Origin of the sequence: Salegentibacter sp. T436, assembly GCF_001932675.1 — a bacterium.
Lineage (GTDB): Bacteria > Bacteroidota > Bacteroidia > Flavobacteriales > Flavobacteriaceae > Salegentibacter > Salegentibacter agarivorans.
In genome coordinates this window covers 26,729-43,269 of the sequence record NZ_CP012872.1, presented here as the reverse complement: position 1 = coordinate 43,269, position 16,541 = coordinate 26,729, and the positions used below count along the sequence as shown (strand labels likewise).

Here is a 16,541-nt window from a genome sequence, read left to right as displayed (position 1 = left end):
GGCTGCAAATTCAGCACCAAATTATGTATTTTTGCGGAAATTGTGAAAACTTTGGATTTAATAAAAAAATACTTCCCCGATTTAACCGATGACCAAACTGCGAAATTTGCGCAAATGGAATCGCTTTATAAAGACTGGAACCTTAAAATTAACGTGGTCTCGCGTAAGGATATAGATGAAATTTATCTCAGGCATGTTTTACACTCTCTGGGAATTGCAAAAATTCAACAATTTAATCCGGGAGCAAATATTTTAGATGTAGGCACAGGCGGCGGATTTCCAGGAATTCCGTTGGCTATATTATTTCCGGAAACCAATTTCCATTTAGTAGATTCTATAGGAAAAAAGATGAAAGTAGTAAACGAAGTTGTAGAAGGCTTACAACTTACCAATGTGAAAACTACTAACGCCAGGGTAGAGGAGATTTCAGGAAACTACGATTTTATAGTAAGCAGGGCAGTGGCAGCGATGCCTACTTTTGTGCATTGGACTAAAGGAAAAATTGCGAAGAAAAGTCAGCACGAACTCAAAAACGGAATACTTTACCTTAAAGGCGGAGATCTCACCGTAGAACTTCGCGATTATCCGAAGGCGAGAATTTATGAACTCCGTGATTATTTTGAGGAAGAATTCTACGACACTAAAAAAGTGGTTTATCTTCCTTTAAAGTATAAACCTTAGTCTTTTCTAATAATTATCTTTTTAGCGTAATCGCCTGCACTCGTGTAAATCTTTACAATATAAACTCCCGAGCTTAAAGATTTTTTCTGCGGAATATGAATCTCTTTAATATCTGGTATTCCAAAGTGTTGATCTACTAATTGACCTGTGATATTGTATATATTGATATGTTCAATTTCATGAAGTTCGGGGTTGCTAATCACAAATTCTCTTTCATCCATTGAATAGAAGTAGTCAATAGGGCCTTCACCGGGTTCTTTATCTTCCCGGGTTGAGGTGATGTCCTGAAATACAATTTCATATAAATCCTGGTATTCCCCTGCAGGTAAAGTAGCTTTATAAGCCTCTTTCCGTAAATCATGATAGGTGCTATCGCTATTATCCCGTAAATAAATTTCGGTGATTTCCGGTAGGTTTTCAAGCTCTCCAATTTCTATAATGAATTCTTTTTCTTCGGCAATCTTAAAGCCTAAAGGCAGCACCTGGTCTAAATTAAAGTGGGGCACACCCTGTATAACATATTTTCCTTCCCCTACGACCCAATACATATCTTCAGGGCCTCTATCTATTAATGGGGCATCAAAGCCAAGATCAAAGCCCTGACTGGTTCTGGCGTCTGCGCCAACAAGAAGTTCCCGGTGATAACCGGTAGGAGAACGGAACAACAACCTTATTTTATATCGTCCATCCTCGCTTTTTCCTTCTGTCTCCTGCTTAGATTTTGAATTGTCCCGAGCTTGTAGAAAAAATGAAATTTCTTGGCTCTGTTCTGTCTCGTAATAACGTTGACTGTTTTTAAAGATGATATTTCCCGTATCAAAACTACCAAAACCTCCTGCTTGAGGGTCTTGTGTAGTATTTACGAAAAATCCTTGAGCTACAGGGATATAGGCGCCAGGACGTTTGTTGCTTTCATCACCCGAAGCATTTATCCTGGAATCGGTAGAAACGGCAGGAACTCCATCTATTAAATTGCGTACGGCGTAGCCGCCAACATACTGTGCCAGGTAATGGGTTTTACCGGCAAAATGATCCCAGAAATAGACAGCTCCATTTAAAAGGTTTTTATCGTTACGGCCTTCACCATCCCTAATATTGTCCAGGATAAATTCTTCTACACTTATGGCAGATGGATAAGGATTACCCAGTAGGTAATTTTGTCCCGATCTAATTTCGCTAACTTCTATTATTCCATTATTTGGAAAACCATTAAAAGTATAATTTTGAAGTTTTCCTTCAGCAATATCTATATTTTCGGTTCCCTTCATGGTGTAGCCTTCGCCTGGTTTTAAAGCGGTGTAGCTACCAATTTGTTCCCACTGGCTATATTCATTGGCTGCCCTGGCTCTAAAAGCATTAATCCAGTAATCACTTATTTTAATAGGATTGGCTTTTGGTCCATCAGCATGAGTGTGTGGCCATTTAAAGTTGATATTCTGAAATTTATTTGTTCCCAGGGTAGAACCATCTTTCATAACCTGGTTTACTTTATAAGTAGTATTTGTAGGATCTGAAATTACCGGGGAACTCCAGTAATTATAATTAAAACTACTTGCAGTACCTTGTTGATCGCGCTCCAGGTTTCCGGAACCACTAATCTGGCTGTTTTCGGGTTGTACTAATTGTGATTCGCCATTAAGATCTATATGCCCGTTTAGTTCGAGGTAACGACTAATATATAATTCGTTGCCCGAAGTATGGTTGGTGCCATTCATAATTAATGAACCTCCATCTACTAAAAGCCCTAATAAAGTTATACTATTTGAATTATCTGTAGTTGGGGCATTAGTTAAGGTCTTGCCGTCTAACCTGGCGATATTCCAGTTAATTCGCTCCCCATTTACACCGGTGCTGTTTGGAGTATCCCATACCTGGGGTTGTTTCCACGAATTAATGTTCCACCAGTCACCACCGGTAGCAATATATGGAAGGGGCGCTGTATTCTGCTGTGTACTTTGGATATTTTTTAATCGGCCGTCAATACCATTTGGTATTTTGTTTTTGGTAATACCGTTGGTAGCTTCAGAGGTTATAAGCCTGTAATATCCTTTTAGAGTTTCCCACTTTAAATTATTTGGGACATCTAAAGGTATTATTTCACCTCTAACATTCGTATTATTCTTGATTCGTTGGTTCATCATGAATTTAAGCTGCTCCAGATTTAAAGAAGTATTCCAAATTCTAACTTCTTCAATCCAACCGTGGAAAAAGTGAGAGGGAAGAGGTTTTAAAGTATTATCATTCATAGCTCCAATTAGAAACCTATTATCAATACTGCTGGGTATGCCGGGAGCACTTTCACCAGTTTTAATACCATCAATATATATTCCGGCATCATTTCCACCCTGAATTACCGCAATGTGATACCAGCGGTCTGAATCAATTTGGTGAGTTGATGAAATAACTTCATTATTCCATCTAAATTTAGGGGTGTTATTTTCAATAATTAAATCATATCCTCCCGTACTAAGATTGGCATTATCCCTTTTAGAAAGTATAGTTTTTATTGAAGTGGTAGCGTTTTGATCTTGTTTTACCCAGGCTTCTAAGGTAAATCCTGAGGTAAGATTAAGATTATTTCCAAAATCTATATAATCATCAACTCCGTCAAAATCTATAGTGCTGCAGTTACTGAAAATTATTTTAACTCTATCTTTACTTCCACAGGGGATAGTCCATTCCAGGGTATAGGTTCCAGTTGTTGTAATGGTAAGAAGACTTTCTGGATTGTTTGGATCTGAAATTACCGCTCCCGTGGGGCCATTAATAATTCGCCAGGTTCCAAATTCTTCCTCTTGCGTTCTGGGATTCGTGTAGCCTTCAAAAACAGCCCCTAATTTTACCTGATTTACACCACATTCTAAAGTCTTGTCTTCTCCTGCATTGGCAATTAATTCCTCAGGTTGGGCAATAGTTACTTCAGTGCTAAATTCACAACCATTGGCATCAACCACGTTTACTGCATAAGTGCCAGCAGAAAGATTATTAGCGGTACCTGTAGTTTCTGTTGAAGTTTGACTAATATGATCCCAAACTATAGTGTATGGAGCTGTGCCGCCAGAAGCTTCTACCGTCGCAGTAGCATTACTTCCTCCAAAACATACTAAGGGTGTCTGGTCTATTTCTTCCAGTAAAAGTGCATTTTCGGGTTGGGTAATGATAATATTATTTACAGTATAAGTTTCATTATCGTCATGAACCATTGCTTTGTAAGTTCCGGCCGGTAGATTTTGGAAAATTCGGGTGTCTTTAGGACCATAAATTTCGCCGGTTAGCGTATTTTGTAATTCGTAATGGTAGGTGCCAACACCGCCGGTTGGTATGATTTCTATTGATCCTTTTTCATCTCCATAACAAAAATTCTTAATTTTTTCTATTCTTGCCGATAAAGGAAAGTGAATTTCATCGTTTTCGTTAGTTGATACGCACATTCTTTGGCGAACATCCCCACATTTTTTATTAGCATTATTGGTCCAATCCATATAAAAACTTTCCAGAGTAATAGCATTTCCACAAGACCAATTTTCTATTTCTCCAATTCTGAAAAGTGAGGGTATTTTATCATTCCCTATATCTATACAACCAGTAATTCTTTCTTCAGAAATAAATTCTCCACCCTGTGATATTGAATAAATAAATTCAATTGAGGGATTATATGCATTCGCATTTTTTTCTATACGAAGATATATATAGCGCTTTCCACTGTAACTTGCACATTCGGCACCCGTAAGTGGGCTGCCGTCCTCTTTCCCGATATAAAATGTATCTAATTCGAAATCTAAATTCTCCGTTTGTCCACAGGGTTCAAAACATTCACCTACGTAATGGTTAAATACTTCAGTGTATTCATTCCCAACTGAATCTGTAACTGTAAGAGAAACAGGATAGACTGCACTTTCTAAATAATTAACTACGTGTACTCCGGGACCTTCAGTTTGATTGTTGGTATCACTAAATTCTGCAGTTTCACCTCCAAAATCCCATTTGTAGGTATAAGGTGCAATTCCTCCCTGAACAGAATCGAGTTGAAAAGTTGAAGTTCTTAATCCGCCTTCATCACTTAAACATTTGGAAGTTGGAATCATACTAGCTTCCAGCGGGTCTATTATGGTAATCGTTTCTTCATCGGTGCATCCATTGGCATCAGTTACTACCACGCTATAAGTTCCGGCAGCCAGGTTACTTGCAGTTTGCCCTGTTTGCCCATCAGACCATAGAAATTCGAAATTAGCTGTACCGCCTTCAATAATTGCAGTAGCAGTTCCGGTAGCAGAACCAAAAGTATTAGTTTCAGTATCAACAATATTTGTAATTACTAATTCTTCTGGCGGGTAGACTGTAATAGTTTCTTCAATAGAACATCCATTTTCATCGGTAATTGTTAATGAAAGATTATTGGAAGAAGCTGTATTGTTTACATTACTAATCGTAGCCCCAGTCTGTCCATTACTCCAGTTGTAAGTTAATTGCCCCGTTCCTCCCTGAGCTTCAACAGTAATTGAAGCGTTATTTTCTTCAAAACATCCTTTGTTGATACTGATACTGGTTATTTCAATAAAACTATCTGGCTCAGTAATGGTAAAGTCTTTGGTTGCAGAACATCCATTTACATCTGTAGCTGTAACCGAATAGGTACCCGGGCTTAATCCATCTTTTACTGCCCCATTTCCTAATTCTCCCCAATCATAAGTAATTTCTCCAACTCCACCGGTAACAATGGCCTGTGCTTCGCCCGATGCAAACCCATTACATAAAATATCATCAACCTGAACATTTACTTCTATTTGGTTGATAGTAATATTTTGTTCTATACTCGCTGAATTTCCTGAAGCATCAGTAAAAGTCCATATAATTGAACCGGTTTCAGTAAAAGTGGTAGATCTGTTAGCTTCAGCGGTAATATCACCTCCACAATTATCAATTGCAACAGGAGTTTCCACAGTATATTCACAACCCCAGGTAATGTCATACAAGGTGGGTAAAACTGGTTTTATCTTATCTTCTACAGTTACTATAGCTGTATTTGAAGCCGTATTATTATGAATATCGGTCACCGAAAGAGTGACAGTATTCTCACCAATATCAGTACAATCAAATGTGGAAATATCCACGACAGATGATTCTATTCCGCAGGCATCAGTAGAACCATTGTCTATTTGATCTGCAGTGATACTTGCAGTACCGTTTTCATCAAGTTGAACGGTGATATTTTGTGTGATTACCTGAGGCGTAATATTATCTGCAATGGTGATGGTGGCATTTTTTGTTGCCGTATTATTATTGTTGTCGGTTACCGAAAGAGTGACAAGATTCGCGCCGATATCAGTACAATCAAATGTGGAAATATCCAGTGAAGTTGATTCTATTCCGCAGGCATCAGTAGAACCATTGTCAATTTGATCTGCGGTTATACTGGCAGCGCCGTTTTCATCAAGTTGAACGGTGATATTTTGTGTGATTACCTGAGGAGTAATTTTATCTTCAACGGTAACGGTGGCATTTTTTGTTGCCGTATTATTATTGTTATCGGTCACCGAAAGAGTAACGGTATTCGCACCAATATCAGTACAATCAAATGTGGAAATATCCAGTGAAGTTGATTGAATTCCGCAGGCATCAGTAGAGCCATTGTCTATTTGATCTGCGGTTATAATCGCAGTACCGTTTTCATCCAATTGAACGGTGATATTCTGCGTGATAACATTCGGAGCAATATTGTCCTTTACTGTAACGATAGCATCTTTTGTAGCGGTATTTCCGTTTATATCAGTTACGCTTAGGCTTACCGTATTATCTCCAACATCAGTACAGCTAAAATTTGTTTTACTTATGGCGATTTGATCAATTCCGCAGTTATCTGAAGAACCATTATCAATATCACTCGCCTGAATTGAAACAGAACCGTTCGAATCTAATTCAACTTTAATATTTCTCAAATTAACGATAGGAGCTTCCAGGTCTTCAAATTCGACGGTAAAACTGGCATTAGCTGTATCTTCATTACTATCGGTTACCGTTACAGTGTAATTTCCGGGAGCAAGACCGGAGATTCTCTGGTTAGTACTCGAAAAATTATTCGGTCCACTCCAGGAATACGAATAGGGAGAAACTCCGCCGGAAACATCAATATTTAATGCGCCGTCCTGGGCATCGCTACAATTTGCGGGAGTATTTTCGCTTAAAGTAATAGAGGGAGCAAGCTCTAATAAAAAGCCGACGAAAAATAAATTCTTTTGTTGTTTTTCTTTTAAAACAGGCTTCTCGGGCCCATATGTAATATTAGCCAATAGCGTATTTCCGGAGAGTAGGAACCAACCAGAAATTAGTGCTATAAAAAAAAACCGGGGAGTAATTTTACCCATAGGCGACTGTATTATTACAGAGGATAAAATTACATATAATAAATCTATTTTAACAGGATTTTAAGCCAAAATTACAGATATAAAACCTTTAATATCAGACAAAAGACCATTTGGAAGAATAAATAATATCTAAATGTAGGAAAAATCTTTCTCTTTTAAATAATTTTCAATCTATAGCTATTAATTAATTTCTGAAATTTGATTTTAGTAGTAAGTAGATAGGCTACTACCTTCAATAAAAAAAGCTCTCAGAGAGTAACGTCTTTAGAGCTCAATTTTTGTTCTTTTAAGTGGGAAATGTTTAATTAAATCAGATTTAGGATAAAAAATAGCGTCTAAAAACCGATAAGTAATTTAGGATTACTCTATGAGAAAAAAGTAGTTCAGGAATATATTAATAAGAAATTTAGTCTTTTCTAATAATTACTTTTTTGGCATAATCTCCTGCATTAGTAAAGATTTTTACGATATAAACGGCGGTGCTCAAGGATTTTTTCTGCGGAATATAAATTTCTTTAATGTCTGGTATTCCAAAATGCTGATCTACCAATTGGCCCGCAATATTGTAAATATTTATATGCTCAATTTTATGAATTTCAGGGTTGTTAATTACAAATTCCCTGTTCTCCATGGAATAATAAAAATCTACAGGTCCTTCCCCGGGTTCTTTATCTTTTCGAGTGCTGGTTAAATCCTGGAAAACAATTTCATATAAATCTTTATATTCTCCTGCAGGTAAAGTAGCTTTAAAAGCTTCCTTTCGTAAATCGTGATACGTACTGTCACTATTGTTACGCAAATAGATTTCTATAATATCTGGAAGGTTAGGTAATTCACTAATTTCTATACTGAACTCTTTTTCTTCGGCAATTTTAATACCCAAAGGTAACCTTTGGTCGAGGTTGAAATGAGGTACACCCTGGATTACATAATTGCCTTCCCCAACTACCCAATACATATCTTCTTTGCCTTTATCTATTAAAGGGGCATCAAAACCGAGATCGAAGCCCTGGCTGGTTCTGGCATCTGCGCCCACCAAAATTTCCCGGTGATAGCCGGTAGGAGAATGAAACTTTAGTCTTATTTTATAACGGCTATCTGCACTTTTTTCATCAGTATTTTTACTGGTTTTAGTATTATCGAGTGGTTTTAGAAAGAAAGAAGAACTTTGCCCTCGCTCCATTACAAAAGCACGTTGGCTATTTTTAAAAACAATATTTCCCGACCCAAAGTCATCAATATCTTCAGCCTGGGTATCCAGGGTAGTGTTTACAAAAAATCCCTGGCCTACTGGAATATATGGTCCGGCCTTTTTGGTGCTTTGGGCGCCGGAAGCATTAATCCTGGAATCGTTGGAAATAGCCGCAACTCCATCTATTAAATTTCTTACAGCGTAGCCGCCCACGTACTGTGACAGGTAATGGGTGTGGCCCCCAAAATGATCCCAGAAATAAACGGCTCCATTTAAAAGATTTTTTTCATTACGCCCTCCGCTATCTTTAATATTATCCAATATAAATTCTTCTACACTAATCGCAGAGGGATAAGGATTCCCAATTAGATAATTTTGTCCCTGCTGAATTTCGCTAACTTCAATAGTTCCATTATTCGGAAAACCACTAAAAGTATAATTTTGCATATCAATTATTCTTGCATCTCCCGTTGTCCCTTTCATAGTATAGCCTTCGCCGGGTTTTAAAGCGGTATAGCTTCCAATTTGTTCCCATTGGCTATATTCGTTGGCTTTCCTGGCTCTAAAGGCATTGATCCAATAATCACTTATTTTAATGGGGTCTGGACTTGCTTTTGGACCATCGGCGTGGGTATGCGACCATTTAAAATTGATACTTTGGAAGTCTTTTGTGCCCACGGTAGACCCGTCTTTCATCACCTGGTTAACTTTATAGTTTTGGCTATTAGAAGTTGGTAAAACAGGAGAACTCCAGTAATTATAATTATAGCTACTTGCGGTACCTTGTTGATCCCGTTCCAGGCCGCCGGAACCACTAATTTCACTGCCTTCTGTTTGTATTAATTGAGATTCACCATTAAGGTCAATATAACCGTTTAGCTCCAGATAATGGGTAATAGTTAATGCATTTCCGGTTCCGAACCCGGTTTGGCTTCCCCCCATATTATTTTCACCTTTCATATTGAGCGTTCCATTTTCAGAAATTAAACCCAGTAGGCTTATATTATTTTGGTTATTTTGAGTAGCCGGGTTTTCTATATCTTCAGAAAGCTTTACGATATTCCAGGTTATTCTGCTATTATCAATCCCCTGACTGCTGGGTGGATCCCAGACATCTCTTTTAGTTATATTTTTACCATCTATTTGTGTAGGTAAGTCCCAGGTTGTCTCCTTAAACCATTCTTGTCCACTGGTGTAAAGGATATATGGAACCGGAGCGGTGTTTTCCTGCATTTCCTGTATGTTTTTCAATAATCCATGGGCTGATTCACCTACACTACCAAGGTTATCGGTAAATCCATCGCTAATAAGATCACTCTGTGCAAGAAGCTGATAATAACCTACTAAATTGGTCCATAGAACATTTTCCGGGGCGTTTGGTAAGTTTAAATTATTTCCGAGTACAGTACCACTCACGTTTGCACCATCTTTTTCAAGACGTTGATTCATAAAGAATCTTATTTGTTCGATTGAGATTGCTGTATTCCAAAGTCTAACTTCTTCAATATAACCTTCAAAGTGATCTTTACTTTCTATAGTTTTATCTGGGGTAAAAGCAGCACCAATAAGCGCAGGGGTCTCGGTTGCTCCTATTGATTGAGGAATATTTGTAGTATTTGTTTGAATTTCAATTCCATCAACATACAATTTAAGAGCTGAACCCTGATTATAAACCGCAGCAATATGATACCAACGATTTGTATTTATTTTTTTTACTGAAACTACACTCTTATTATTAACCCGGAATGTTGGGGAACCATTATTAAGAAAAAGATCATAGCCTTCATTCATACTGTCTGCAGATCTTTTAGACAAAATAGTTTTTGTGCCTGAAATTGAATGTGGTTTTACCCAGGCTTCAATAGAAAAACTCGAATTAATATTATAGTGGTCTCCTAAATCTACAAAATCGTCAATTCCATCAAAATTTAACTGACTACAGGAAGGAGGGAAGGTGATCTCAATTTCATCGGTCACACTACAACTTTCATTTGCAACAGAAGAAACACTCCAGGTAAGCGTATATTTTTGTCCCGGTTGACCTGTAAAACTGGTGTTTGGATTATTAGGATCTCCAAGTAATGCAGTCTCTCCATTATTATAAGACCAGGAGCCCGCGCCTATTGCAGGATCTATAGGAGAAGCAGCTAGCCAAAGTGTTTTTATACCACATTCGGAAATCTCAGGAATTTCCCCAGCGTTTATTTCAGGAGGAGTAAGGGTTGTGAAGGTTTTAACTTCAGCAGCGCAATTCTCGCTGGAACTTACCAGGAAGGTATATCCTTTTCCGCCTTGCAGTCCTGAAATTATAAAGCGTTCTGTCGCTATATCATAATTTATCTGTTCCTGCCCTAAATTAATTTGATTTCCTTCAGCATCTAGTATGTCAAGTATGTAAGGAATATTTTCAGGATCAATCGTTTCCTCAGCAAAAAGTCCTCCGCTTACAGGTATGGAAACTACAGCGCCAAAATCATCAAAACAGGATGCTTCTTCCAATTCAATCGGAGCTCCTACAATCAATTCTTCAGGTTGCTGAATTGTAATCGTGTCTGTTCTTACTGTACATCCTTTAGCATCGGTTACATCGGCATAATAATCTCCAGATACCAGGTTTTCTGCAATTCTTCCCGTTTGTCCATCACTCCAGAGAAATGTAAATGGAGCTGTGCCGGTATTTTCAATTATATTGATTTCTATTTCACCATTATCTCCTTCAAAACAGCTTGCATCTTGCGAAATGAGTTCCAATTCCGGACTAATATTAAAAATAATATTTATAGTATCACTTACAATTTCACAAACCGCCCCGGGGTCTTCGTTAGAAGTTAATATTAATTCTATTTCGCCCGAAGCAATTTCTTCTTCATTTGGATTATAAGTAGTCTTGACTATGTTAGGATCTGTAAATCTTGAATTATCTCCCGCTGCCGTGCTCCAGAAACCTGAATTTATGCTTGGATGCGTTATTGAAGCTGAAGAAAGATCTATAATCGGTTCGTTGGAGCAAATTTCCATATCCTCTCCGGCAAAAACCACGGCTTTTTCAACTACTTCTACCGTAGTAGTTTTAGACTCTAAATTACAGCCATAGAAATCGGTGATTTGTAAAGAATATTCCCCTGCCATTTTAGCTGTAGCGTTCGGGATCTGAATTGTATCTGCCGCTCCACGCTCGCTTTCTTCATTTATAGTTTTTGATCTAGTGAATCCGTTTGGTCCCGTCCAGTTAAATGTTATAGGAAACCTACCGCCATTCAGGTTTGCTGCCAATTCTATAGTTTCATTTTCGCAAACGGGGCCATTATTTTCAGGGGTAAATTCGAAATCAAAAGATCTAAAAGCAGAAAATGAAATATCATCTATCCCAAAGTCGTTTCCTCCTGCAGTGGGATTCTCATTAATAATTCTTACAGTTGCCTCTGTATTATTACCCGAATTCCATAATTCAGGGTTATAAAAATTGATCCAATTTCCTACGGGCTCATTGGTAAGATCACCCAAATTACTTTCAACTACTACAGTATTGTCTACTAAAACTTGAATTCTTAAACGAGCAGGACTTGCCGGGTTTACATTAGCTGTCCAGGCGCTAAAATAATAATCGGTATCTGGAATTATTTGAAGATTTTTAGACTGCCAGACTATATTTCCTATGGATACATCTCCATTAACAATTAAAAAATTGCCTTGTCCTCCGTGAGCAAGTCCATTAAAATTGGAATGATAATCGTTAGCATCTTCCCCAATAGCCATCGTACCTTCAGGTCCCAACGCTCCCCATTGATCAGGATTATCATTTCTATTAACTTTAAAATCGTATCGTGTTGTGAACAACACATCTCCATTACTTATAATATCACGTTCTCCAAAATTTCTTGATTCATTATAGGGAAGGGTATATTCGGGATCATCAAAATTTCCATTTATAATTAAATTTTCATTAGGGGTTATAGAGGCCGAAGCTTCACAACCATCTCTAGTTACATATAAAGTATAGGTTTGAGCGAGACTTATATCTATTGAAGAATTATTGGATATCCTTTCACCGGCTGATTCCCACCTGTAACTATCGTATTCCCTATCTGCTGATAATCTAATTCTATTGGATGCTTCAAATAAACAGTAGTCTGCCACTATTCTGGGTTGTAGTGGTTCCCTTACGACTACTTTTACGGAAGCACTTCCTGGACAACCGGTTTCAGGATTAATATAAGTAGCAGTGTAAGTAGTAGTTTCCGGAGTAGAAATATTTGAAGGGTTTTCTTCGTTTGAGGTCCAATCGCTCATATTGGATGTCCATTCTACTTCTGGAGTGCTAGAAGTTCCATTACCTGTAATTAGGACATTATCTACTCCCCAATACCAATCATTATTAGCATTGTGATACCTAAACCGTATTTGTACCGCGTCACGATTAATTAAATTGTCAATATTGTAATTTCTTTGTACAAAATTATCAGCATCCCCTACGGTTGAAGTATAGGTGTCTATATTCGTCCAAGTCGTCCAATTTCCGTTGCTGTTCTTATATCTAGATTGTAAATAACCAATGTCTCGTTGATTTGACCAACGGGCCCCTCCGTCCCTATAATGATGCCAGAAAGATAAATTTAATGTATTATAGCCCTGGGTATTAAATACCGGACTTTCTAATCTTATATTATCAAAATCTCCATCTAAATCATGACTGTTAACTAAAAAGAACTGATCATTCGAATTGGACCTAAAATTTACTGTTTCATCTTGGCAGTCATAAAAATATTCTTCCCACCATTCGCATTCATCTCTGTAAGCTTCTACCCCAGAACTAGTTAGTTTCCATCTGAAATTTCCGTTATCTGGATTTAAATTCCACCCTTGGTTTCCATTGTTAAAATTAGAACTTAATACTTCGAAGGGTAATGAAGTGTGATCTATAAAAGAGGTAGTTGAAAATAGGTCTATATTTTCACCAGCGCAAATTTCTATATCATCTTGTTTATTATTTTCACCTGAAATGGAAACCTGAACTTCTGTATCTGGAGATGGGGTAACTATGACATTAACTTTATATTCCTGGGGGTTTTCACAATTATTTGAGGCTAAAAAATAAGTATAGGTGACACCAATAGGTTGAATAGTGGTGTTTTCAAGAATTTCATCGATTGAACCTGTTCCACTAGTTGGAGGATTGGATATTCCATCTACAGCCTCTCTGGTCCAGGAAAAAACGGTACCTGTTGTTTCACTTGTGGGCTCGTAAATAAAATTAATGCCACTACAAATCCCTTCGGGGGTAAGTGTACTTGTTAGGAGAGGGGTAGGGGTTACGGTAGTTGTAATTTCCTGAATATTACTACAACCCTCAGGGCTAATCAAAGTTACCTCATAAATGACCTCTATTGGATTTGTTGTTTCATTTACGAGAACTTCATTTATATCACCCGAACCACTGTTCCCAGTAGTTGAAATTCCTTCTGTTGCTTCTCTTGTCCAGTTAAATCCTGTTCCAGGAACATTACTGGTAAATTCATATTCAAAAGCTGTTTCTGAACAAAATCCAGGAGCTTGAAGTGAGCTGGTTAATTCAGGAGTTGGGTTTTCGCGTACTGTTATCGGTTTGATTAGATAACAATCATTGTTAGTTGTTGCTTTTATATAATAGGTTCCTTCTTTTGCAGTAGTAGGGTCGTCAATTTCATCGGTAGCCGCCTCATCATTCCAATAGGTAAACGTCAAAGATGAGGTAGAGCTAACGGTTATTTCGGATGAAGTAAGATCTAGCTCAGCAGGAGAACATATCGGCTCAGGCTCAATAACCTCAAACTCCGGCGTTGGGTTTACCGTAATTACAACCGGAATTGTTGATCCTGTACATCCTTCTGCTTCGGGGCTAATTCTGTAAGTAACATTTTGGGGCTGGGAAGTATTATTAGTAAGTTCATGTTCAATTGTTCCTTCTCCGGCTAAACTTCCATTTATTGCGCCTTCAATACCTGCCGGGGCATCAACCGTCCAGGTAAAACCTGTGTTGGCTACAGCACTTGCCAATGAAATATCTGTTATTTCTCCTGAACAAATTTGATTGGTAAATGAAGCATCTACCACCGGACTAGGTTTTACAGTTACAGCAATTTCAACCGGCTCTCCAATGCATCCGTTAGCCTTTGGAGTAATGGTGAGAGTAGTATTTCGTGGAATATTTGAATTATTTACCGGGGTAAAAACAGGAATCTCTGTAACGTTGGTTCGGTTGGAAAGTCCTATAGTAGAACCTCCTGAAATATCATAAGTAATACCTGTAACATTACCCAATAAAGGTATTGCTTCAGTGGGCGCAGCGTTACATAGTTCAGGGATTACAGGCGTTTCTAATTCAGGTTTTGGTTTAACTTCTATAGTAAAAGTTTGTATTTCGCCAACACAGTTATTGGCCGATGGTACTATTGAAATAGTCGCTATTTGCAGCTCGTCGGTATTATTATTTGCTGTAAATGGGTTGATATTCCCGGTGCCCGAAGCACCAATACCTATATTTGGATTATCGTTAGTCCATTCCACGGTACTTCCCGTTACCGAAAAACCGGAAAGATCGATAGTATTAACTGTCTCGCCCTCACAAATTTCAATATCGTTGGGTGTAGTAACAGAGGGAGTAGGGTTAATTGTAATAAAAAAATAATTTTCTTCTCCTTCACAATTTCCCCCAAATGGAATTACAGTGAATTTTACTTCTATTGGACTACTAGTATTATTAATTGCTGAAAATTCAGGAATATTGCCATTTCCGCTTGAAGCCAGGCCAATATTTGCATTAATATCGGTGTCGTAGAACCATTCGTATTTTTTATTTGCTAAGTCATTTCCGGTAAAAATTACGCCGGGAACTTCTTCTGTATTACAATATTCGTTGCCATCAATTTCCGGAATTTCCACAGTAGGTTCAGGGATAGAAATTAATTGTTCCGCAGTTACAAAATTCTCTGCTGAATCAGTAAAAGTCCAGGTTATAGTATATTCTCCATAAGAATCAAATTCAAGAGGATCACCGGTGGTTCCAGTAATTTCTGTGTCGCAATTATCGGTAGTTGTTGGGAAATCCGTAATTTCTTTACCACATGTCCAACTGATATCTGGTAATGATGGTTTAACTGGTGCTTGCTTATCAACTACAGTTACTGTTTGTGTGGCGGTTGCAGTATTATCGGAATTATCGGTTATCGTCCAGGTTACGGTAGTTTCCCCAATAGGAAAAACCGAAGGCGCATCATTAGTAGTATTTTTTATTCCGCAGTTGTCGTTTATATTTGGTGCTCCCAGGTTTACATTAGAGGCTGTACACTGATTGTTATCTGTATTTACGCTAACATCGGCAGGGGCGGAAATTGTAGGATTTTGATTATCAACTACAGTTACTGTTTGTGTGGCGGTTGCAGTATTATCGGAATTATCGGTTATCGTCCAGGTTACGGTAGTTTCCCCAATAGGAAAAACCGAAGGCGCATCATTTGCAGTGTTTTTTATTCCGCAGTTGTCGTTTGTATTTGGTGTTCCAAGTCTTACATTAGAGGCCGTACACTCGTTGTTATCTGTATTTACGCTCAAATTCGCGGGGGCGGAAATTGTAGGATTTTGATTATCAACTACAGTTACTGTTTGTGTGGCGGTTGCAGTATTATCGGAATTGTCGATTACCGTCCAGGTTACGGTAGTTTCTCCAATAGGAAAAACCGAAGGCGCATCATTGGTAGTATTTTTTATTCCGCAGTTGTCGTTTGTATTTGGTGTTCCCAGGCTTACATTAGATGCTGTACATTCATTGTTGTCCGTATTTTTGGTGACATTTCCAGGTGCAATGACAGTTGGGTTTTCATTATCAATAACAGTAATTATCTGGGTGTCACTATCTGTTCCCTCTTCGTTGGTTATGGTCCAGGTTATGGTAGTATTCCCTACAGGAAATTCATAAGTTGCAGGATTTATATTATTGCCATTTACCGAAATTTCAGGGGAGTTGGTTGTACCTGAAATACTAGGTTCTCCAAACTCTACATTTGAAGCGTAGCATTGTCCAGAATTATTGTTGACTGTCTTATCACCAGGAGCGGTAATAGTGGGGGCTGCATTTAAATAGAAACCAACAAAAAAGAAATTTTCAGAATTTTTATCTTTTAAAACTGGTTTTTCAGGCCCATAGGAAATATTAGAAAATAGCGGATTTACAGCGTGAATGAACAAGCCGTAAATAAGAATTATTAATAAAAACCGGGGAGTAATTTTACCCATAGGCAACTAAAATGTTACAAGTGGTAAAATTACATATA

General features: G+C 37.9%; 3 protein-coding genes. 1 reads left to right on the top strand and 2 read right to left on the bottom strand.

The features are described from left to right. Nucleotides 1-51: 51 nt before the first annotated feature. On the top strand, nt 52-681 hold the full coding sequence (rsmG, locus tag AO058_RS00110) for a 16S rRNA (guanine(527)-N(7))-methyltransferase RsmG (RefSeq protein ID WP_075327829.1): 630 nt from the start codon (nt 52-54) through the stop codon (nt 679-681). Here rsmG and AO058_RS00105 read toward each other — a convergent pair. Together AO058_RS00105 and AO058_RS00100 are read right to left on the bottom strand one after the other, a co-directional pair. Next, the gene (locus AO058_RS00105; protein WP_075324668.1) at nt 678-7,043 is read right to left on the bottom strand and encodes a LamG-like jellyroll fold domain-containing protein; all 6,366 of its coding nucleotides are present in this window, start codon (nt 7,041-7,043) and stop codon (nt 678-680) included. The two genes, rsmG and AO058_RS00105, sit on opposite strands and share 4 nt — an antisense overlap. Nucleotides 7,044-7,449: 406 nt before the next feature. Next, complete coding sequence (locus AO058_RS00100) at nt 7,450-16,503, bottom strand: LamG-like jellyroll fold domain-containing protein (protein WP_075324667.1); 9,054 nt, start codon at nt 16,501-16,503, stop codon at nt 7,450-7,452. Nucleotides 16,504-16,541 lie beyond the last annotated feature (38 nt).